Source organism: Gardnerella vaginalis, from assembly GCF_001546455.1.
Taxonomy (GTDB): domain Bacteria; phylum Actinomycetota; class Actinomycetes; order Actinomycetales; family Bifidobacteriaceae; genus Bifidobacterium; species Bifidobacterium vaginale_B.
This window is the reverse complement of record NZ_KQ956810.1, coordinates 36,159-58,173: the sequence shown is the minus strand read 5'-3', so window position 1 is coordinate 58,173 and position 22,015 is coordinate 36,159. Positions and strand designations below refer to the sequence as shown.

Below are 22,015 nucleotides of genomic sequence, written 5' to 3'. Positions count from 1 at the left end.
GAGAATATGGGTGGCGGCTGGTGGCGTCAGCGCTGCCAGAATGGTGATGTTTGGACTCAAGGAACAGACAAAAAGCTTGTGATTCAGTATGAGCTTAGAAGTTCATATTATAATCACGGCGGTGCTGGCTGGCTTGGTGCTCCTGTTGCTTCCGAGGAGAATATGGGAGACGGCTGGTGGCGTCAGCGCTGCCAGAACGGCGACGTTTGGACTCAAGGCCGAAACACTAAGCGAGTTGTAATGTTCAATCTTCGCAAGGATTACTACAAGCGCGGTGGCTTCGAAAAGCTTGGCGCTCCTGTAGAAGACGAACATAATGACGGCAATGGCTTATGGCGTCAAAAGTGCCAGAAGGGTGTTCTAGAAGCCCACTGATAGCCTTTGGCTCCATTCAACAAAAGCATCTGGATTCGTGTATTGTATTTCGTTTGCTGATTCTGTGTGATTTGCAAATACAAGCAAGAATCCTAATACGATTGTTACTGTAGTGCATGCAACGATTAGAGTTTGAATAGACTTTTGACCATTCAACTCATTGTTGCATGCATTTTCTTTATTTAATTGCAATTGTGCATTTTGATTAGCTGAGCAATTTCTTCTAGCAAACCCAATCGAAGCAATAAGCATAAGAATTATTATTGAATCGCAATAATAACGGTAAAGGCTACCGCCTAAGCAGTAGTTTACGTAGATTAACATAATCGAGAATGTTATTCCGCTTAAGCACATTATGTATTCGATTTTTTGCATGTACTTGCGTCTTATTAAGAAAATGCCCCAAATAAGTGGTATTGATAGCAGACCAAGTGTCATGTGATTAAAGAAACTATTTCCATAATCCGAAATGTTTGAGTTGGTTATTGTAATATACGGGAAGTCCGTATCTATGCTTGGTGGCTTTATAAAGAAGTTTATTAACATGTCTTTGATTTTTAGAGGGTCAAAGGTTATACGATTAAATCGCAAGTCAAAGTTTGTTAATTGTTCTTCGTTGCCAAAGTTAAAGAATGAACCAAAACGCAAGTAGTTATATACTAAGATTCCAGCAAACCCAGCTATTGCAGGCGTCAAGAAGCTTATTGCAGCGCCAGCTCTATTGATTATGCTCCTAGAGTTGTTAAATAGTAGTGCAATAAACAGTGGGGCTATAAACGCAACTGTGGAAATGCAAGAATTTGGTCTACAACCGCATTGCAAAGCTAAGCTTAATCCAGCTAAAGCAAATAGGGCGTATTGTGCAACGCTGTTTTTAAGTCTTACAGCTTTTAGTGATGCATACACAAATAATGCTCCAAATAGCATTGCGCTTACCATAGGCATGTAGTAAATCGATGCAGATGCTTGCAGATAGAAGATAAGGCATGCGAATGGCAATGCTGCAGCTATAAGAAGCATTGAACAGTAGTTTATTTGTATTTCAAAGAATGTTATTATTTCTTTCCACAATGCAAACAGTACTGGTATTGTAATTGCTGCAAATAATGTTGTTACCATTATTGCGCTCGGCATCCAAGCTGGGAACAAAGCGTTAAACGGCAAATAAGTTAAAATAAACGGTACTATTCCAAAGTAGCAATAATATTTGCCATTATGCAGCACAACATCCCATATTGCAGGAGTTCCCTCGCGCACTAATTGCATTCTTTTGCCAATGCTAAATGGGTTTGCTGAATGCAATAATCCCTTTGGTGGGTCTTGTAGCAAAGAGAGTGAGTTTTGTTTCCAAGCTTTTAGCTGCTCTGTATATGGGTTTCCGTCTATAAAATCGTATGTATTGTAGGCGAATGGAACACGTATTCGATTATAAGTGTTTAAGCGAAGCCAAATATAAAGGGAGAATCCAGTTACTATTGCACATACAATCCAAAAGATTATGTTTTGAACTCTATTGCTTTGATTGTAGGCTATTTTATGCCATTTTTTCTTACGTATTGTTATTATTGCGGATCCAAATATAAACAATATTGCCCATTTTGCGTAATTGACATGCAGATTGTACTTTGGGTTGATTGTTATTTTTTGAACTACGATTCCGCTTGGAGTTCCATTAAAGTGTAGCTTTATTTTATTTAGTTTTCCGTGACTTTCTAAGCGCACTTGAGTGGTGTTAAATTTTCCAGTTGTTATTTTGAATCGGCTTGCCAAAGCGTATCCAGGAGCTATACCAAAGTCTTCTAATTCTACGCTTCCAGTTACGTAATAAACTGGTTTTGTCTGTTGTAGCGAAATCTCTAATGTTTTGCTATGCGCATTTAGGTTTGTAAATTCTATGTCTGCGCCACTTTTAGGTATGTGTATGCCGTCTTTATTGTATTTTGCGCGTTCAAGCGATTGGTTTGTACTTTCCGCTTTTGCTGTTTTTACCGTGCTTAAGCTTATATTTTGTGTTTTAAACCCTGGGCCATAAGCTTGGAATATATTGCTAAAGAATGCTAGCGTTATTAGCCCGCTTACAATAAAACACACTATATATGGAAAATAATTTTTTAGCTTAGGATTGCTATCTATAAAGCTTTGCACTCTTATTACTTTCTATTTATTTTCTATTTATTTTTTATTTCTTTTTAGATAATCAAATAGGTTAACTTGCTCAATAAATTGCTTGCGATCATTCTTAGCAAGAATATCTAATATTATTCCTGCAATAAACAGAAGCAATCCAGCTATAATCAGCATTACGGCGCCAATTAGCGTAGGGAAGCGTGTTACTAAATGTGTGCGCCAAAACTCTATAAATGGCAGCATGCATGCCCCTAATCCGCATAATGTGATTAGCACGCCTAGAGTGCCAAAAAATGGCATTGGTTTGTATTCGCGAATCATGTGGAAGATTGTAGAAAGTACGCGGATTCCGTCTCCAACGGTATCTAATTTGCTAACCGAGCCTTGCGGGCGATCCCTATATTGGATTGGCATTTCGTACAGCTTTAGATTGTTGTTAAGAGAATGAATTGTCATTTCTGTTTCAACTTCAAATCCGCGCGAAAGCACTGGATATGTTTTTACAAATGTAAATGAAAAAGCGCGATATCCCGTCATTATATCCGTGACTTTTGCGCTAAAAAGTGTGTTTATTGCGCCGCGCACTAGGCGATTTCCAAAGTTGTGGAATGGTCGCTTGTTTTCTTGAAAATATGTTGAGCTTAAGCGGTCTCCAATAACCATATCGTAGCCTTCAACGATTTTTGCAACCATTTTTGGAGCAGCTTCTGCTGGGTATGTGTCGTCGCCATCTGCCATTACGTATACGTCTGCGTCTATGTCTTGGAACATTGCGCGTATAACATTGCCTTTGCCTTGTCTTGGCTCTTTACGAACCACCGCTCCTGCTTTTGTGGCAATGCTAGCAGTTTCGTCTGTTGAATTATTGTCGTATACGTATATTGTTGCTTCTGGAAGTGCCGCCTTAAAGTCTTTAACAACTTTTTCAATGGTGATTGCCTCGTTATAGCACGGCAGCAACACTGCGACAGAAGTCATAATATATCCCTTCATAACGGTAAATGGCGTGTGCTTTGGGTTTTAAACAACCTTTTTAGTTACTGGCACGTCAATGTTATTTTACTCATTATTGTGGATTGTGCGCTTGTTTACAAAAGTTGCATGCTGCAAAAAGTGTCAAATGTTCAAAATAAACTAATAATAATTATTTTTGAACACCTTTGTGCATGCTATACCAATGCAACAAAATGTATAAAGCTATCAGTATGCACCTCGACTAGTGCATGGAGACACTGTTATGGAAGCATATTCAGCATTAACTCATAATGAATTTGCTGTAATATCAGCATTGCAACGTTTGCCAGGAAGTAATCAACGTACTATAGCTGAGCGTACGAAGCTTTCATTAGGCACAGTCAATAGTGCGTTACGCGATGCTATTCAGCATGGGTTTGTTGTTAATGGTGAAGTTACAGCAAAAGGTCTTACAGTACTTGAACCATATCGTGTACACAATGCTGTTATTATGGCAGCAGGGCTTTCATCACGTTTTTCTCCGATTTCGTACGAGCTTCCCAAAGGTCTTATTACCGTGCGTGGGGAGGTGCTTATTGAGCGTCAAATTCGCCAATTGCAAGCGGTGGGAATTAAAGATATTAGCGTGGTGGTTGGCTACAAGCAGGAACGATTCTTCTATTTGGAAGACAAGTTTACTAAAGGCGATTTTTGCGTAAAAATCGTGCCAAATAAGGAATATCGTGAGCGCAACAACAACAGTTCAATCATGGCTGTTGCTCATCTTTTAAGTAACACGTATATTTGTTCTTCCGACAATTATTTCGACGAAAATCCTTTTGAACCATACGTGTGGAAGGCTTACTATTCTGCGCAATATCAGCAGGGCCGCACTAAAGAGTGGTGTATGAGTGTTGGCGCGCACGATCGCATTACTTCGGTAACTATTGGTGGCAGTGATGCGTGGTACATGATTGGTCACGTGTATTTTGACAGCGAATTTTCGGCTAAGTTTGTGCGAATTTTGCGTGCGGAATATGATTTGCCGCAGACTGCTGGCAAGCTGTGGGAAGACGTCTTGATTGAGCATTTAGATGAGCTTGATATGCGCATGCGCCGCTACGATCCGCCGATTATTCACGAGTTCGATTCGTTAGATGAGCTTCGCGAGTTTGATCCGCTGTTTTTGGAAAATGTTGACAGTGAAGTTTTTGACCGCATCGTTAAGGTGCTCGGTTGTAAGAAGACGGATATTCGCGACGTGTACCCGTTGAAAAATGGTTTGACGAATCTTTCTTGTCATTTTACGGTTGGCTCTAGCGAGTATGTGTACCGTCATCCAGGGGTTGGTACGGATGTGTTGGTGAATCGCAAGGCTGAGTATGAGGCTTTGCATGCGGCGCAGCGCCTCGGTTTGGATGGTACGTTGGTTGCGGCTGATCCGAAGTGTGGTTGGAAAATCTCACATTTTTTGAAAGACTGTCGTATTGCTGATTTTCACGATTCTGGCGATTTGCGCGAAGGTATGCGTCTGATTCGTAAGCTTCATAACAGTGGTGCTACGGTGAGTAGACGGTTCGATTTTTATAAGGAGTCTCAGCGTTATTTGCGCGATTTGTGCGCTCGTAGTGTTGCATTGCCTGAGGGTGCTGACGCCTTGCTTAATAAGGTCAATTGGTTGTATGAGTGTGTGAGTAAAGATGCTTGTCAAAAAATTTGCTTGGCACACAACGATGTGTTGGGTGCGAATGTGCTTGTGGATGTTGCTGGATGCTACCATCTGATTGATTGGGAGTATGCGGGGATGTCGGATTATGCGCAGGATTTGGGTACGTTGTGCGTGTCTGACGAACTTAATGAGCAGGAGTTTGACGCGGTTTTAGTGGAGTATTTTGGGCGCAATCCTACTTGCGATGAGCGTCGTCATTGCATAGCATACGTTGGTTTTGCGGGGTGGTGTTGGTATTTGTGGTCGCTGGTAAAAGAGGCTGAGGGGGAGCCCGTAGGTGACTGTCGTTATTTGTATTACCATTATGCGAAACGTTACATTAATCGCGCTTCGAGTGAATACGGTGCCAGATTTGCCAGTTCTGCCGAATCCTCAGGCTCTGTAGAAAAGGTGTGATTTTATGAAATATTCCTTAATAAGCGGACTGTTTTGGGGACTTGATACTGCTTTGCTTGCGGTATTGGTTGCGTTATCCGTACACGGCTTAACGCCTTCTGCAGTATGGTATGTGGGTGTTGTTGGTGCTTGCGTTCACGACGTTGTGTGTGCTGTAATATTGTGGATTTATATGGCTTGTCGTTCAAAGTTGCGCGAAACTGTTGCTCTTTGTAAGCGCGTGAAATTGATTGTGCCTATTGTTTTGAGTTCGCTTCTTGGAGGCCCAATAGGTATGACTGGTTATGCTATTGCGGCAAGTAATATTGGCGCTGGTTACGCTGCTGCGATTTCCGCATTGTATCCAGCTTTTGGCATAGTACTTTCTTCTATTGTGTTACGAGAACGCTTAAGTGCGTTGAAATACTGTGCTTTTGCTGTAACACTTATTGCGGTAGGAGTGCTTGGCTACTGTTCTTGCGCGGAATCTTCAACCGCAACTGTCGCCTCTGTGGGCAGTATAGTCTTGGGTTTGATTGCGGCTGTTTTTAGCGTTATCGGTTGGGGAAGTGAAGCCGTTGCCTGTGCGTGGGCTACCAGAAAGCAAAGCGTGGATGACGAAGTGATGCTGCACGTGCGCGAAACTGTTTCCGCACTGTCGTACGCCTTACTTATTGTGCCGTTATGTACGATACTGCCGGTTTTTAGCGTAAAGATTATGCAATCAGCAGGCTTTATTGCGTTAGCTATATTTATAGCGTTACTTGGTACTGCTTCCTACTTGTGCTACTACCGTGGTATTGCTCAGGTTGGTGCGACGCGCGCTATGGCTGGAAATATTACTTATGCTGTGTGGAGCATGATTGCGGCAGCGTTGCTTTCTCAAACGATTCCTCCGCTTATTGCGTGGGCTTGTTGCGTGGTGATAATTGCGGGTACGGTAGTGGTGGCTTCCGAAAAATAATCGCAACGGAGTATGATAAACCTGTATTGCATTGTGGCAACAGTTTATAGCAGTACGCTATAGCAAGTATGTTTTTAAATAATGAGGGAGTAGTGAACTTATGGTTTCGCCGTTACGTCGCATAGTGAGTTGGATAATAGGCAGACTCCCTTCGTCAAAACGCTCTATTGTGGAAGTGCGAGAGCAACTGAGCGCTATTCAAACGCAAATTTCTCGATTGCAAGAATGTGTCGACGCTCGCTGCGCTCATCTTGAAGTTGAGCAGCGTAACGTTGAGAAGTCGTTGCGCACGGAGATTTTGACGAATCGCGAGCAGTCTTCGATTATGGCTTGGTCAAACTATAGGAAAGATGGCGAAAGTAGTGTGGATGCGCATAAGCGTTTCTTCCTTAGTTTGCCGAAAGCTACAGGTTCTATGCGCGTTATACAACGGGGTTGTGCGTCGCTGCTGAGCGAGTTTGCGCAGATTGCGCAGCAGCATAATCTTCAGTATTGGGCTGATTTTGGTACGCTGCTCGGTTGCGTGCGTCATCGTGGGTTTATTCCTTGGGATGACGATGTTGACTTGGGTATGATGCGAGAGGATATCGATAAGCTGCTGACAATGTTGCGCGAGGATGCTGCGTTGCGCGCGCGCTACCGTGCGGTGCTCGTGTACGATCCGTACGTGTGCTGCCGTCAGTTGCGGTTCCGTTACGCGAATAATAGTAATCCTTGTTTTTTGGATATTTTCTTCTACGATTACGCGCCTGATTTGACGTCTGAACAGCAGCAGAGTTTTGTGTCTTTGCGTAAGGATTTGCAGCAAGAGTTGCGTTCGCAGACTTTTTTCAACACATGGCTTGACCGCGGTTATGTTGAACAGGGCGGCGAATACACTGCTGAGATTGAACAGATTTTTCAGAGTTTCCAAAAGAAGGCTGTAAACCAGGGGCTTGTTGTGAGTAATTCTTGCGCGCGCAACGTGGTGTACGGTTTGGATAATGTTGATGCTGAGAATTTGTATATTGCACAATGTGCCGAAATGTTTCCAGTAAAAATGGCAACTTTTGAAGATTTTTCTGTTGCTATACCGCAGTTGTCGGAAAATATTCTGGAACGCGTGTATGGTGATATTTATCAGCTGCCGTCGGATATTATTACGCACTTCCGTCATGTTGACTGTGAATCATTGCATAACAGTCATATTGACGATGTAATCAAGCAGGATATTTGTTCAAATCCGTATGTTGTCGATTGTGGCAGACTTGAGTGAGTTATGTAACACTACAAAATGGTAACGTTAAGAATGGCAATAGTACGAAGGAATTAACAGGTGTGCATATGGGCGATACAAGCAATAGTAACGGTAATGCAACTTCTGCAAATAGTGTAACGGCAGAAAGAAACGTAACGATGGCTGGTAGTGCAATAAGCAGCGTAATAAGCAGTGCACTACAGTACGGTTGCGATTGTGCTCGAGCTGTGCGTTCCATTTTACGACGTATATCGCTAATTATGCCGCTTATTATTGTGCTTCTACTGGAGCTTGTATGGTTCAACTTTCCAGCAATCGAATCGGCACGATTCAACTCAACTCCTGTTCAGAGCGTTTCAACCGGTGCTGGTTTGATTCGTCATGGCGACGTGTACACAGTTACTGGCAAAAACGATCAATACATACAATTGCATTACGCTCAGCCTTCTCAAATAAATAACATTTACGTCGATATGCGCTCGCCTCGTACTCGCACGCTCGATATTGCTGTGTATGTGTTAGATGGCGGCAACAGTACTTCCTATATTCAAGTTGCGTCTCAGCCAGTTACGTCTAATGTGAACGATACGAAGTATGTGCGCGTGCATGCGGTTGATAAAGTTGCGGGTTTGCGTTTAAGCACTAATCTTCAAAAAGGTGATTCTTTTACAATTGCTAACCTTGCGTTGAATCAGCGTAGACCGTTACATATTTCACTTGTTCGCGTAGTGATTTTGTTGCTAATCGCTTACGTTATATACGTGTTGGCTCCGCGTTCGCGCATTTATAAAGAAGCGCTTGATTTGCGCGTGCGCAAACAGCAGTTGTGGCTTGTTGCGTTAGTGCTAGTGCAGTGCGCAATACTTGTTGGAGTAACGAAAATTACTGGTACTCAACACATGTTTACTGCGGGTGTGTGTAATAACGGAGGCTTTATATGTGATGCCAACCAATACAATCACCTCGCCAACAGCCTGATCAAAGGTCACCTTTACTTGGATCTGCCAGTTCCTGACTGGCTGCCAAATATGAGCAACCCTTACGACGCAGGCGCGCGCTATGCTATGTCGATAAAAACTGGTCAACCAACCTACTGGGACTATGCGTTCCACGGAAGCCACTACTTTACTTACTTCGGCGCACTTCCGGCATTGTTACTTTTTGTGCCGTTCAAAGTGCTTACTGGCCACGATTTGCGCACAGATTATGCCGTCGCCTTTTTTGCTGTAGCTTTCGCAATTGCTTCACTGTATCTTATGGTGCAGCTACTTCGACGCTTCTTCCCAAAGCGATCTTTCGGCTTCCTAGTGCTGTCGCATCTCATTATGCTTATGTCCAGCGGAGTGCTAATTCAGGCGTATCTGCCGCAAATATATTCTCTTCCTATGCTCTCATCATTGTGTTTCACCTGCTTAGGACTGGGATTGTGGCTACAAGCGCGAACTGTGCAAAGTGCCCAATCTGAAACACCGTACTTACGAAAGTTGCTACTAATTCTGGGAGCAGTATGTATTGCACTAAACCTAGGGTGTAGGCCGCAATTTATTCTGTCGTCGCTGTTTGCTTTCGTAATTTTTAAGGAAGAAATCGTAAAGTATCGTCTATTTTTTGCTTTCAAACGAAGTAGTGTAATCAATACTATATGCGTAATAGCACCAATGATTCTTATAGGCTTAGTCGCCTGCTGGTATAACTACGCGCGTTTCGGCTCTCCACTAGATTTTGGTGCAACCTACAATCTCACAGGTTTTGACATGGTTCACCGTTCCTACTCTTGGGCGCGAATCCCATGGGGAGTATGGATGTATCTGTTCCAGCCGATTACTATTACGCCAGTATTTCCGTTTATGGAACAATCCGTGCTGCCATCAATGTTCCACGGGCAAATAATTATGGAGCCATTCTTTGGCGGCTTACTCGCTTACTCTCCTGTATGTGCAGCCGTAGTGCTGTACCCAGCAGTAAAGCAACAATTACGTAAAAAGCAGCTTGCAGGATTCTTTACGCTCGGCTTAACGTTAGCGATACTGCTTATGGTATTAGACGCGGAAGTAGTAGGAATTTCAAGCAGGTACTTTAGTGATTTTGGATGGCTGCTAGCGTTGTGCGCAATTATGGTGATTGCAAGTCTTGTAGACAAAGTTTCGTCTTGCGTACACATGGTTGACATTCCTTCTGGTTGTGTCGACGAACCAGACGAGGAGTTTACTTCGCAAACCAACTTTAAATTAATGCATAAAGTATTGATTATTCTGGTGATTTCCAGCGTTGGCTTGTGTTCATTAAACCTACTTGCCAACGGACGATACTCGGACCTTCAAGGCACTAGGCCGAGCATATACAGAAGTATTGAATCCTGGTTCTCGCCACTTATGTAAAAAACGAATAAGTTGCAATTTGGTTATTATTGGTAAATTACAATTCAAATAATTTGAAGAAGAAAATTTTGAAGAAGAAAATATGGTAGTAGAACAAAAACAACCAGTGCAAGAAGTAGCGTCTTCTGCACAAGCTCAAGCGGAAACGCAATCTCAAGAGGCATTACAATCTAGCAAAAATCTGCAAAATGGCGCGCAAAATGGCGCGCAAAAAGACCTGCAAGTTGAAGTCTTGCGAATTATTGCAATGCTTATGATTGTGGCCTGCCACATGATCATACATTTGAACATTCGCGCGCACAGTTTCAATATGGAACTTTTGCCAGCTCCAGGCTTGCGTTCAGCACTTAAATTCTTAGTCGTACAATATGGTCAAGTTGGTGTCTCAATCTTCTTTATTATTTCCGGCTACTTTTTATGTCGCAAAACCTTCCGCTACCGACGCGTTTTTGCAGCGTGGGCGCAAATGTTCTTATACTGCATTATCGTGCTGGCGGTAACCTTCATAGCGGACTGCTTTGGCTTACTTCCAGAAAATTTAAGCAACTTACTTCACGGAAAAGAACTTGCCTACACGCTGTTGTGGAACGTGACGCCATTTACCTATCGAAGCTACTGGTTCATGAGCGCGTACTTAATCATGCTTATGTTCATGCCTTTTATCAACATTCTTATAAGTCATATGACTCAGCGCGATCATGCTATGTTGCTGGTACTTCTTGCGTCAATCTCACTTATTCCGCTATATTTTGGCAAAAATTATACTTGGAATGACATTATTTACGCAATTTTTGGATATTTAGCCGGAGCTTTTATTGCGCAGTACGGTATCGGAATAAAAAAACTTACTACAAAGCGACTTTGTGCGTGCGTAGCAATATCTACTGTTCTTATGCTTGCTTTCGACTACATTGCTTCGTCCGGGAATAAGTTTGTGCGAGTTCTTACGTGGAATCAGCAGGTCCACGGCGGCATTGGAATACTGCCAATGATTATTGCAATGTGTATTTTCATTCTCGTACACCGAATAAATATGCTGCGAATTAAAGGACTAGCAAGAACCGTAATTTTGCGCGTTTCCAAAGCAACTTTCGGAGTATACCTTCTTCACGAGCACATGTTTATTTTTGTAGCGTTGTGGACGTTTGTGGCGTGGATGCTTCCTACAACTTCCTCAAGCGCACTCATAGTGCTACTTTACGCGATTACTTTAATTTGTACGTATGCAGCACTTTCAGTTGTGGCAGTTGTAATAGATCTTGTTATTAAACCGCTTTCTAACAGAATTGCGCTAACGTTGGAGCATGTCGCCAATTGCGTATGTTCTGTGTACAAAATGGATTCACAATCCAAAATGGAGTAACTAACTGATAAAATATATATCTTGTGAAAAACATTGTAGATAAGTTGCGCGCAAGATACCACTATTCGTGGGTGGTTCTTAAAGAATTAGTAAAAACAGACTTTAAGTTGCGCTACCAAGGCTCCTTCTTGGGCGTTGCGTGGTCGGTTTTGCGCCCACTCATGCTGTTTTGCGTAATGTATGCAGTGTTTGCAAAGTTTTTGCGAATGTCGGATGGCACGCCCACCTATCCAGTTGTGCTTTTGCTTGGCATTAGCGCATGGCAGTTCTTTGGCGAGGCCACTTCGATTGGTTTGCGTGCGGTGGTAGACCGTGGAGATTTGCTGCGTAAAATCCATTTTCCTAACTACATTGTGGTGGTTTCAGCAACCGTTGGAGCGTTAATAAGTTTTGCAATAAATCTTGTTGTTGTTATTATTTTTGCAATATGCTCGGGTGTGCAATTTACATGGTGGCTGCTGCTAGTGCCGCTTAATTGTATTCAACTTTACGTGCTTGCGCTAGGAATAACCCTGCTTCTTTCTACAATGTACGTGTATTTTAGAGATATTGCACATTTGTGGGATGTTGTTCAACAAGTGCTGTTTTACTCAATGCCAATTATTTACCCTCTAAGCATGGTGATTGGTAATAACTCTTTAGGAAAGTGGGGAACGGTTATTGCAAAAGTGCAATTACTTAACCCTATTGCACAATGTATTCAAGATTTGCGCCACAATCTTGTAGCTCCTTTAACTCAGCCTACTGTTTGGAGTCTTGTTGGATCCCCGCTATTAATGATGGTTCCAGTAGTGCTAACTGTACTTTTGTGCGTACTTGGCGTATACACGTTCCGCAAGTGCAATCGTAAGTTTGCTGAGGTGATGTAATGAGCGAAGTCAATTTAGAAAATACTAAAGCAGTGCAAGATATTCAAGAAGATATTAAAGAAGATATTCAAGAAGACGAATCTCGCCCAGTTGTGCTTTCTGTTGATCATGTTGGAAAATATTTTAAACTACCAACAGAGCAGGCAAGTGGACTAAAGCAGGCGTTTATTAATTGGACGCGCGGAATTAAAGGATACAAAGAACAGCATGTTCTGCGCGATATTAATTTTAAAGTGCGCAAAGGCGACTTCTTTGGCATAGTTGGCCGCAATGGAAGTGGAAAGTCCACTTTGCTTAAGCTTATTTCTGGAATCTATGTTCCAGATTCTGGCAGAATAAGCGTAAATGGCAAATTAGTGCCATTTATTGAGCTTGGAGTGGGGTTTAATCCAGAATTAACTGGTCGCGAAAACGTGTTTTTAAACGGCGCATTGCTAGGATTTACAAGCGCGCAAATTGAAAACATGTATGACGATATTGTTCGTTTTGCAGAACTCGAAGAGTTTATGGATCAAAAGCTTAAAAACTATTCTTCGGGCATGCAGGTGCGTTTAGCTTTCTCTGTAGCAATTCAAGCTCAGGGAGATATTCTTGTTCTAGACGAAGTTCTTGCAGTTGGAGATGAGGCTTTCCAGCGCAAGTGCGATGCGTATTTTGCAAAAGTCAAAAAAGATGCTAACAAAACAGTTATTCTTGTTACTCACGATATGAATGCTGTAAAGAAATATTGCAATAAAGCAGTTCTTATTAAAGATGGCGAAGTTATTGTTAGCGGAGATAAAGACGACGTTGCAAATCGTTATACTCTGGAAAATCTTTCCAACAAAAAGAACAACAATAGTGCTGACGGATATCCTATCGGCTTAAACAAGCGTGTACCGTTTATGCGCATTGTGCCAATTAGCAAGCAGCTGCTCAACTGTAATGAAACATTCCGTTTTGCTGTAGAATACGAGTTCAACGAACCTGGAAAATACTTTATAGCTGTGGCAATGCATGACATAAAGCGTGGTGGAATTGCGTATGACACTGGTGGAGACACCATTGAGTTAGAAGGTGAAGGTCGTCAGCGTGCTGAATTTGAAGTGCCGCTTAAAATCTTAAATAATGGCGAATTTAAGCTCGTAGCCTCCTTGCGCACAAGGAGCGCGACGGATCCAGACGACACCGACATGATTGCGTTTACTAACGACAATAATTCGTGCATGTTTGCTGTAAGAGATAGTCGAAACCGTGAGTATGCGCTCTTAAATGACAATGCTATGACTTTCACTTGCTTAAAGCATTATAAATGTTAGCCTTATTTGTAGTTAGCTTACACGTGTTTAACAAAGACTTATAACAAAAAACAAGCTAAAATTAAGGGTATTTGGGAATGAATCTTTTTAAAGTAGATGAAAAAGCAAAGCAGTTTATAGACTCTTTAAGCGAGCGTCAACGCAGGCTTATTGTGGGCGCTATAAACTATCATTCACTAACTGCACCGTCTAGAACTTTGCAATATCAAGTTTACATGGGTCAAAAATGGCAGTATCCGCGATTGGCTGATTTTTCAGTTTTTAATGGCGTTTGCACAAAAAGCGCTGGATTAAAGCCGATTTTTACTTTTAGCGCTCAGTCAACTGTTACAACGCAAAGCGAATATACAAAAGAAATCTGGAATGAAGGAAAACTTATACAAGATAATGACATTAGGTATCTTTTGCTAACTCCAGATGACGCAACAGACGACGACGTTATGAATTATTGCAAATCCGATACTTTAAAGCAGAGGATTTATAAAGAGTGTGAGCTTTACGCGCCTTCAGCCTTTGACATTGTTAGAGAAGTGCTGCGAAGAAAGCGTGAGTATGATTCAAAAAAGCCTGTTTTAGCGTACAATCCTTGGAATCAAAAGCTGTTTGAAGGAATTGCAAATAGTAGTCAGCGAAATGCTGCTAAGAGTGGAAAAGTTTGCTCTAAAAATCTAAAGAATGCTAGCAAAACCAACGGTGTTCCTAATTTGCTAGAGTGTGTTTCGCCTTCTAAAAGAGTTGAAGGTGCTAGAAAGGCTATTATTATTGGCGTGCACTGGCTTCAGGCTGGAGGAGCAGAAAGATGGGCTGTAGAAACAATAAGAATAGCCAAAAAAGCTGGTTTTTTGCCGATTGTGATTGCTGATCGAGATAGTCACCAGCCGTGGATTACAAAAGATTTTTGTGATGATGCTCTTGTTTTGCCGCTTACTCCTCCTGCTAAAGAATGTTGGGGAGATGTTCCGCTTTTAAGATCATTATTTGAACAATTTGATATTAGGGGTATTGCAATCCACCATTGCCAGTGGCTTTATGACCACATTTGGTGGGTTAAAAAATTCTTCCCAAATACGCATATTGTTGATTCTCTTCATATTGTTGAATACATAAATAGAGGTGGTTATCCACATGAGGCTTTAACTCACGATAATTGGATTGACTTGCATCATGTTATTTCTCCGCAGCTAGAAAATTGGCTGCATAATGTGCATGGAATTGAATCATCCAAGATTATAGACGCTCCTCTTATTGGTCTTACTACAAGCAAGAGCTGCAGTTGCGTATCGTCTAGAAAAAATAAGAATATTATAAACGTTGCGTTTGTGGGAAGAGTCGCAAGGCAAAAGCGCCCTGAGGCATTCGTTCTTGTTGCAAAAGCTTTAAACAAAAAGTATCCAGGAAAATTCCACTTTATTTTGCATGGAGATGGCGATTTAGATACTTTTGTAACAGAGCTTATATCTAGATATCATCTTGAAAATGTTATTGAGCGTAGGTCTATGAGTATTCCAGCGCAAAAAACTTACGATGATGCCGACGTGCTTTTAATAAGTTCGGTAAACGAAGGAATTACTCTTACAACCATTGAGGCTTTGTCTTGCGGAGTTCCAGTTCTTTCAACAGACGTTGGCTCGCAAAAAACCGTTATTCCGCCTTGTGCTCTATTGCCAAGAATGACGTCTAGTTTTGTTAAAGCATCTGTAAAAGAATTGTGCAAAATACTAGAAGACGATTCGTATCGTTCACTATTGTGGAAGGAAGAAGTTAATAATTTGAGTCTGTTTGCAAAACTCGAATCTGCCGAAACGTTATTCACTAAGTTATTTGAAGAATGGAGCAAGTAATGTTGGACGCCAGCAAAACAAAAGATAGCATTAATGTTGCGGCTGTTGTAGTGACTTTTAACAGGTTAGAAAAATTAAAAACGGTATTAGAGTCGTTGCAGTCCCAAACGCGTGTTCCAGATCAGTTGATTATTGTTAACAATGCTTCTACAGACGGAACTGCAAAATATTTGGAAGAATTTGCTCGCGATTTTTCTATGAAAGATAGGATTAATCTTAATGTTGTTACTCTGCCAGAAAACGTTGGCGGAGCGGGCGGATTTTCTGCAGGAATGCGCAAGGGCTATGAGTTGGGCGCCGATTTTGTTTGGATTTTTGACGATGATGGCTACCCACAGCCTAAAGCTCTAGAGAATTTACTTAATGGCTTTAACAGTGCGGTTGATCAGCTTGGTCCAGATGTTCCATACGCCTGCTCAATGGTTAAGTTTGTGGATGGATCAATCTGCGAAATGAACAATCCTGTTCCAACTTGGGATTGGGGTAGGCTTATTGCTAAGGGCTTTAATAATCTTGTTATGGTAACAAGTTGCTCGTTTGTTTCCGTTCTTATACCTCGTTGGGTTATGGAAAAGTATGGATTGCCATTTAAAGAGTATTTTATTTGGTTTGATGATGCGGAATATACTTTGCGTATAACTCGCGTATGCCCAGGCGTGCAAGTGCTAGATAGCGTGATTGTACACGATATGGGAGCAAACAAGGGCGTAAACTTTACGATGATTGATCAAAAAAACGCATGGAAATTTGCCTACGGAGTGCGAAATCAGGCGTCTTACAGGCTTCACCACGAAGGCAAAGCAAAGTATTTGCTGTTCTGTGCAAATGTGATTAGGCAAATGAGGCGTGGCCGTGTAGAGCGCAATCTTAAGATTAGAATGATTAAGCAAATGCTTAAAGCAATCAGTTTTAATCCAAAAGTGGATTTCCCGCAAAATAAACAAGCCAAGTAAGCAGAATAAACAAGCCAAGTAAAACGTATTACAAGAAAGCAACGTATTACAGGAAAGCAACGTACAGGAAAGCAAAATGAGCGAAAATAATAATGCAAAGTCTAATGCAAAGTCTAATGAAAAATCTAATGCAAAGTTGCAAGAATACCCAGATTTAGTGGTTGTTGGAGCGGGCTTATTTGGCCTAACCGTGGCGCAGCAGGCGGCAGAACGCGCTGGCGCTCGCGTTGAGATTATTGATGTGCGTAATCACATTGGCGGCAACGCTTACTCGTATTTTGACGAGCGAACGGGAATTGAAATTCACAAGTACGGCGCGCATCTTTTCCACACCAGCAACAAGCGCGTGTGGGATTATGTGAATCGTTTTACGTCTTTTACTAACTACGTGCATCGCGTTTATGCAACGCATGACGGCGAAGTTTACCCGCTGCCAATCAACTTGGGTACAATTAATCAGTTCTTCCACGCTCACTACACGCCAGAAGAAGCAAAGGCGCTTATTGAAAGCCAGGCGGGTGAGCTGGCTGGCAAAGACCCGCAAAATCTAAACGATAAGGGTATTAGCCTAATTGGGCGTCCGCTTTACGAGGCGTTTATTAAGAATTACACGGCAAAACAGTGGCAAACGGATCCTTCTAAGCTGCCTGCTGGAATTATTAAGCGCTTGCCTGTGCGATTTAACTACAATAATCGCTATTTTAAAGACACTTGGGAGGGCTTGCCTACAGACGGATACACAGCTTGGATGCAGCGAATGATTGATAATCCGCTAATTCATGTTTCGCTTGGCGTGGACTTTTTCAACGAATCGCAGCCGTTTAACAAGCGCGCGTTGGCGGAAGCTGGAGTGCCAGTGGTTTATACGGGGCCGGTTGATAGGTATTTTGACTACGCGCTTGGCGAGTTAAAGTGGCGTACCGTTGATTTTAAAGAAGTGCGCTACAAAGAGAACGACCACTTTGGCTGCCCTGTTATGAATTATTCAGATGCAGATGTTCCGTTTACGCGCGCGATTGAGTTTAAGAACTTTAATCCAGAGCGTGGGGAAGTTGGCGTGGATGCTGGCTGCGATGCTGGCGAGACTAGTGGTGAAGCTGATTTTGTGCCAGGCAAAAGCGTTAAAGCTGGGGAGACTGTTGTTTGGCAGGAGTATTCTCGCGCTGCAACTCGCGAGGATGAGCCTTATTACCCTGTAAACACCGAGGAAGATAAAGCCTTGTATGCGCGCTATGCACAGCTTGCGGCGGAGGAGCCTCGCACTGTTTTTGGCGGAAGGCTTGGTACGTACAGCTACTACGACATGCACAATGTAATTGACATGGCGTTAAACGCTTACGAATCGCAAGTTGCGCCTTTGCTTGATTCTTCTGCCAATTTGTAATATTCGTTTTTATAATAGGAATATGTTACATGATTCTAAGAAAGCAGATGAGTCTAAAGAACTAATACAAAAAACTCGTATGACAACTGTTTCTAATTTTGATTCCACAGAACAAGCAGTTGTGTGGAGCGATATTGTAAAACAGATTAATTCTGATTCTTGGAATAATAAAGATATTAGTGAATCTAAAAATAATGTAGTTAGTTTTGACAATTTGTGGATTGGCAAAACTAACTACAAAGTACATTCACTTTTACACAGATACCCTAAAATACGTAATTATTTTGCTGGAATAATTCGCACTGCTTATTTATATTCTCCGCATATTCTAATTACTGACGCAGAGCTTTTTGATGGCATATTTTTCCTACTCTTTGGTCCAAAAGATATTGCAGATATGTTGACTAATGTAGTAGAGCAAGATGATTCTAACGAGTCTAGTGTGTTTAATGATTCATTTTCGTACAGCCGTAATCCTTCAATAATAATTCGAGGAAGAGGAAGTAATGTATTTGAATCATTCCTCAGTTTTTTCACTGTTAAAAATGTTAAAGCAGAAAATGGTTTGGAAAATGGTGAAAGTTCTTATAGTCTAAGACCGTTAAAATATTGCATTTTTGGTAAAACATTATCAAAAGAGACTGTAGAAAATAATCCAGATATTTGTAAAAAACTAACTCGTAATCTAAATATTGCTAAAGGTGATGTTTCTTTAGATTGTGTTAAAAAACAAGTGCAATCGGTAGCGGATGCATTTGAGGAAATTTTTGAAAAACATGATTTAGGTAAAGATGAATCAAAATCCTTCGGTAAATATGATTTTCTTGCGCAAAGGTGGTATGAGTGGATTGAGGCTTGTGAAAATGGCTTAGTAAAATACGAGAAGAACGAAAATTTTGAAAAATTTAAAGGTATTTTTGTATCTCTAGCTGAAAAAAATTCAAAAATCATATTAAACGCATGTAAAGAAGAAGCCATAAGGCTTAGTGCATTGCAAAAGATTAGTGCGAATAAAGGTCATTCTAAAAGTAGCAATACCTTAATGGAGCAGTATAAGTCTTTTGAAGATATTATTTTAAAACTTGCAGATTCTGAATACTGTGGTCGTTCAAAAGCTTTTAATTTTATTGATGAAGAAAGTAAAAGATTAGAAGATTTTAATAAAGTCATACTTGAATCTACTTCTAAAAATAGTGCAGTGGAAGATGAATCATTGGATTCTAATTCCAAAACGAATAAATATTGCACTCAAAAAATTCTTAAAGATTGGTATCAGTTTGTTTATTTAAGAGCAATATCAATGACGCTTGATGCATATATGACAACTGTAAATGCTAAAGAAAATTCATATGCTCAAGTTGCATACAAATATGATGCCAATAGCGGTAAAAAATTGGCAGATGGCCATAAATCGATTTTTAATTTTTATTGCAAATGTAATCCAAAAGAATCAATTGCGTTAGCTGGAGAAATTACGTCTGTTATAGGCGGAATGCCTAATTCTGTATTTGCTAATTTTTGCTATAGGTCGCAAACTGCTATAAAAAAGTGGCGCGCATGCGGCCCGCAAACATCATTTAAAAAACAGAAGAAATATGGATTAAATATTGCTTATTTAGTTGATAAAGCTAAAGAAGATGATGATATTGAAAAAGATAGAAAAGACATTTTTAAAGGCTTTATCGGCGTTGTTTTGTTTGCTTTTATATCTGTATTATGCGACAAGGCTTTGTTTAACGATAGTTCAATTCCAGTGTATTTTATTATTTTGATTAGCTGGATTGTTTCAATCCTTCCAGAAGCGTTAAATATGTTTAACTGGATAAAGCGTACTCATACAGCGTGTAAAACAATTGTGTTCTTTGCGTCCTAATGATTATGCTCTAGTGGAATCGAATTTTGTATTGTACGTGGTTTATATCTGCTGCTAGAAAAATAAGAAAGTAATTATCAATTAGTTGGTGATAAATATGAGTGAGAATATTGACTCGTTAATTAATGGTAAAAATATTATTGACGATGAGCCTCCGCTTATACTAGAAGGCAATCAAAAAGTTATATATCAAGATGAAAAAAGTGCCGATTTTACAGTTAATTGCCAAAATGTAACTGTGCGCAAAGATGGTAAAAAGCTTCGCATGTATACTGTTTCTACGGCTAATAAAGTTACTGGTGCGGTTTGTATTGTTAGCAGAAAATCCAAAGATAGATGTTCTACGCGCAATGATGTTTTACAAAATTCTAGTGAAGTCAATCAAAGTGTGCGCAATGGTTTAATAAACAATAATGAATATCTGCTTGCGCGTCATTGGCGTATTAGCACAAAAAAATGGCATTGGGAATTTCCTCGTGGAATGGGAATGTTGGGCGAAAATCCTGTGGAAACTGCATTGCGTGAATTGCGTGAAGAAACTGGTATAAAAAATTATTCACATGTTACTATTTTGCAGAAAATTTATGCCGATACAGGAATTATTTGTGGAGATATTGCTGTTGCAGATATTTCAATTCCCTGCGCTATAGAAGATGTTGAAGAAGGTGCTGAAGAAGGTGCGAAAATAGACGCCGAAAAAAACTTCGAAACCGATTGGGAACTAAGTAATTTATGCTGGTTTTCTTTCGATGAGATTGTAAATATGATTAAGAATAACAAAATCGACGATGGGATTACTTTAGCTGCGTGGTGTATTTACTGTAATAATAATTTGCTGCAATAATAAACGGTGATTTTATTAGGCTTATTGTTGATTTAAAGATTGTTGATTTAAAGTTTAAATTTGGTCAAAAGGTGTTGTGGAAATGTGTGCCAACAGTAAAGAGCATAATGAATTTTGCCCGTCGCACATACTGGTTACAGGCGGTGCTGGATTTATAGGATCAAATTTTGTGCATTATATTGCAAAATATCATCCAGATGTTGCTGTTAGCGTGCTTGATTCACTTACATATGCTGGCAATATAAATAATTTGCGCGGGCTGCCTAGTGATTTTAAAAACAATCGTTATGCTTTTATTCATGGCGATGTTCGTGATTCTAATTTAGTTGATCAATTGCTTAATCCTTGTTCTTTGCATAAAACTGATTCAGGTAATGCTTTGCCTGCAATAGATGCGATTGTGCATTTTGCTGCAGAATCACACAACGATAATGCGATTGAATACTTTGATCCTTTTATGAGCACAAACATTTATGGCACATACGTGTTGCTTAATTCTGCTCGAAAATATGATATTCGTTTTCATCATGTAAGCACAGACGAAGTGTATGGAGATTTGCCGCTAAATAGTCGCGAGCGTTTTAACGAAAATAGTCCGTACAGGCCATCAAGTCCATATTCTGCAAGTAAAGCAGCTAGTGATCATTTAGTTCGCGCATGGTGCAGAACGTATGGATTGAGAGCAACTATTTCTAACAGTGGCAATAATTATGGCCCTCGTCAGCATATTGAAAAGTTTATTCCTCGTCAAATTACAAACATAATCTGCAATATGCCTGTAAAACTTTATGGTAAAGGCGATTCTGTGCGAGATTGGATTTATGTTGAAGATAATTGCGATGCGATTTGGCAAGTGCTGGTTCGTGGAACAATTTGTGAAACATACATTATTGGAGCGCAGTGCGAGATGAATAATATAAGTCTGTTAAAAATGTTGCTAACAATAATGGGTAAGACTGAGTCGTGCATAATGAATGTTAATGAGCGACCTGGGGAAGATAAGCGTTATGCGCTTGATGCGTCTAAAATACGCACGCAACTTGGGTGGAGCGCTAAGCATTTAGATATGCGGCAGAATTTACAAGAGACAATTGACTGGTATGCTGCAAACGTTGATTTGTGGGAGCCAATAAAAAACCAGGTTGAGCAGCATTACGCCGCTTCTGGGCATTGAGATGCGGGGTAATCGGGGTAATCGGGGTAATCGGCATGAAAAAAGGGCTTCTAGCGATTGGCTAGAAACCCTACTCGCGGAGAATACGAGATTCGAACTCGTGAGGCTGTTACACCAACACGCTTTCCAAGCGTGCGCCATAGACCACTAGGCGAATTCTCCACGTCAATCATTGTGCTAAAGCGCATAACGAAAGACAACTTAAATAAGATAACATAGTGTGCGGATAATGCCAAATCGCGCGTTGCGCGACGACCTGCCTTTTCGCTTGAGAAGC

General features: G+C 40.9%; 15 protein-coding genes, 1 tRNA gene and 1 pseudogene. 14 read left to right on the top strand and 3 right to left on the bottom strand.

Annotation, left to right across the window (positions count from 1 at the left end; translation table 11 throughout):
* A pseudogene (locus tag HMPREF3216_RS06600) lies at positions 1–375 on the top strand (glycosyl hydrolase); the annotation flags it as partial.
* On the opposite strand, the gene HMPREF3216_RS01200 reads toward HMPREF3216_RS06600, so the two are convergent.
* Positions 361–2,520 (bottom strand): hypothetical protein, encoded by a 2,160-nt coding sequence (locus HMPREF3216_RS01200; RefSeq protein WP_060786574.1) that lies wholly within the window; start codon positions 2,518–2,520, stop codon positions 361–363. The pseudogene HMPREF3216_RS06600 and the gene HMPREF3216_RS01200 overlap by 15 nt on opposite strands.
* Positions 2,521–2,547: 27 nt before the next feature.
* Positions 2,548–3,480 carry a glycosyltransferase family 2 protein gene (locus tag HMPREF3216_RS01195; protein WP_060786573.1) on the bottom strand — a complete coding sequence of 311 codons (933 nt, stop codon included), beginning with the start codon at positions 3,478–3,480 and terminating at the stop codon, positions 2,548–2,550.
* A 259-nt stretch (positions 3,481–3,739) separates the two neighbouring features.
* On the opposite strand from HMPREF3216_RS01195, the gene HMPREF3216_RS01190 reads away from it, so the two are divergent.
* From HMPREF3216_RS01190 to rfbB, 13 genes are all read left to right on the top strand, one after another.
* A complete protein-coding gene (locus tag HMPREF3216_RS01190) occupies positions 3,740–5,581 on the top strand; it encodes a phosphotransferase (protein WP_060786572.1) in 1,842 nt (613 codons plus the stop codon).
* Between the two features lie 4 nt (positions 5,582–5,585).
* A complete protein-coding gene (locus HMPREF3216_RS01185) occupies positions 5,586–6,524 on the top strand; it encodes a DMT family transporter (RefSeq protein ID WP_060786571.1) in 939 nt (312 codons plus the stop codon).
* Positions 6,525–6,624: 100 nt separating this feature from the next.
* Complete coding sequence (locus HMPREF3216_RS01180) at positions 6,625–7,779, top strand: LicD family protein (RefSeq protein ID WP_060786570.1); 1,155 nt, start codon at positions 6,625–6,627, stop codon at positions 7,777–7,779.
* Positions 7,776–10,139, top strand: coding sequence for a hypothetical protein (locus HMPREF3216_RS01175; RefSeq protein WP_230953842.1), 2,364 nt, complete (start codon positions 7,776–7,778; stop codon positions 10,137–10,139). Before HMPREF3216_RS01180 ends, HMPREF3216_RS01175 begins: the two co-directional genes overlap by 4 nt.
* Positions 10,140–10,221: 82 nt before the next feature.
* Positions 10,222–11,502: an acyltransferase family protein gene (locus tag HMPREF3216_RS01170; RefSeq protein WP_060786568.1), complete on the top strand. Its 1,281-nt coding sequence runs from the start codon at positions 10,222–10,224 to the stop codon at positions 11,500–11,502.
* A gap of 23 nt (positions 11,503–11,525) precedes the next feature.
* Complete coding sequence (locus HMPREF3216_RS01165) at positions 11,526–12,371, top strand: ABC transporter permease (protein ID WP_060786567.1); 846 nt, start codon at positions 11,526–11,528, stop codon at positions 12,369–12,371.
* Complete coding sequence (locus tag HMPREF3216_RS01160) at positions 12,371–13,669, top strand: ABC transporter ATP-binding protein (RefSeq protein ID WP_060786566.1); 1,299 nt, start codon at positions 12,371–12,373, stop codon at positions 13,667–13,669. The genes HMPREF3216_RS01165 and HMPREF3216_RS01160 overlap by 1 nt, the downstream gene beginning before the upstream one ends.
* A gap of 77 nt (positions 13,670–13,746) precedes the next feature.
* Positions 13,747–15,510, top strand: a complete 1,764-nt coding sequence (locus HMPREF3216_RS01155) for a glycosyltransferase (protein ID WP_060786565.1) — start codon at positions 13,747–13,749, stop codon at positions 15,508–15,510.
* Positions 15,498–16,463 (top strand): glycosyltransferase family 2 protein, encoded by a 966-nt coding sequence (locus tag HMPREF3216_RS01150; RefSeq protein ID WP_060786564.1) that lies wholly within the window; start codon positions 15,498–15,500, stop codon positions 16,461–16,463. The genes HMPREF3216_RS01155 and HMPREF3216_RS01150 overlap by 13 nt, the downstream gene beginning before the upstream one ends.
* Positions 16,464–16,599: 136 nt before the next feature.
* Positions 16,600–17,847, top strand: coding sequence for a UDP-galactopyranose/dTDP-fucopyranose mutase family protein (locus HMPREF3216_RS01145; RefSeq protein WP_196485416.1), 1,248 nt, complete (start codon positions 16,600–16,602; stop codon positions 17,845–17,847).
* A 22-nt stretch (positions 17,848–17,869) separates the two neighbouring features.
* Entirely contained in the window at positions 17,870–19,720 is a 1,851-nt protein-coding gene (locus tag HMPREF3216_RS01140; RefSeq protein ID WP_060786562.1) for a hypothetical protein, read from the top strand.
* Positions 19,721–19,817: 97 nt separating this feature from the next.
* A complete protein-coding gene (locus HMPREF3216_RS01135; RefSeq protein WP_060786561.1) occupies positions 19,818–20,564 on the top strand; it encodes an NUDIX hydrolase in 747 nt (248 codons plus the stop codon).
* Between the two features lie 82 nt (positions 20,565–20,646).
* Positions 20,647–21,738 carry a dTDP-glucose 4,6-dehydratase gene (gene rfbB, locus HMPREF3216_RS01130; protein ID WP_060786560.1) on the top strand — a complete coding sequence of 364 codons (1,092 nt, stop codon included), beginning with the start codon at positions 20,647–20,649 and terminating at the stop codon, positions 21,736–21,738.
* Between the two features lie 77 nt (positions 21,739–21,815).
* Here rfbB and HMPREF3216_RS01125 read toward each other — a convergent pair.
* Positions 21,816–21,900 (bottom strand) — tRNA-Ser (locus tag HMPREF3216_RS01125).
* Positions 21,901–22,015: the final 115 nt, after the last annotated feature.

Excerpts from the sequence above, each read along its gene's own strand:
- HMPREF3216_RS01195 (WP_060786573.1), bottom strand. The coding sequence starts at position 3,480 with ATGACTTCTGTCGCAGTGTTGCTGCCGTGCTATAACGAGGCAATCACC.
- HMPREF3216_RS01190 (WP_060786572.1), top strand. The coding sequence starts at position 3,740 with ATGGAAGCATATTCAGCATTAACTCATAATGAATTTGCTGTAATATCA.
- HMPREF3216_RS01185 (WP_060786571.1), top strand. The coding sequence starts at position 5,586 with ATGAAATATTCCTTAATAAGCGGACTGTTTTGGGGACTTGATACTGCT.
- HMPREF3216_RS01180 (WP_060786570.1), top strand. The coding sequence starts at position 6,625 with ATGGTTTCGCCGTTACGTCGCATAGTGAGTTGGATAATAGGCAGACTC.
- HMPREF3216_RS01170 (WP_060786568.1), top strand. The coding sequence starts at position 10,222 with ATGGTAGTAGAACAAAAACAACCAGTGCAAGAAGTAGCGTCTTCTGCA.
- HMPREF3216_RS01160 (WP_060786566.1), top strand. The coding sequence starts at position 12,371 with ATGAGCGAAGTCAATTTAGAAAATACTAAAGCAGTGCAAGATATTCAA.
- HMPREF3216_RS01155 (WP_060786565.1), top strand. The coding sequence starts at position 13,747 with ATGAATCTTTTTAAAGTAGATGAAAAAGCAAAGCAGTTTATAGACTCT.
- HMPREF3216_RS01150 (WP_060786564.1), top strand. The coding sequence starts at position 15,498 with ATGGAGCAAGTAATGTTGGACGCCAGCAAAACAAAAGATAGCATTAAT.
- HMPREF3216_RS01140 (WP_060786562.1), top strand. The coding sequence starts at position 17,870 with ATGTTACATGATTCTAAGAAAGCAGATGAGTCTAAAGAACTAATACAA.
- HMPREF3216_RS01135 (WP_060786561.1), top strand. The coding sequence starts at position 19,818 with ATGAGTGAGAATATTGACTCGTTAATTAATGGTAAAAATATTATTGAC.
- rfbB (WP_060786560.1), top strand. The coding sequence starts at position 20,647 with ATGTGTGCCAACAGTAAAGAGCATAATGAATTTTGCCCGTCGCACATA.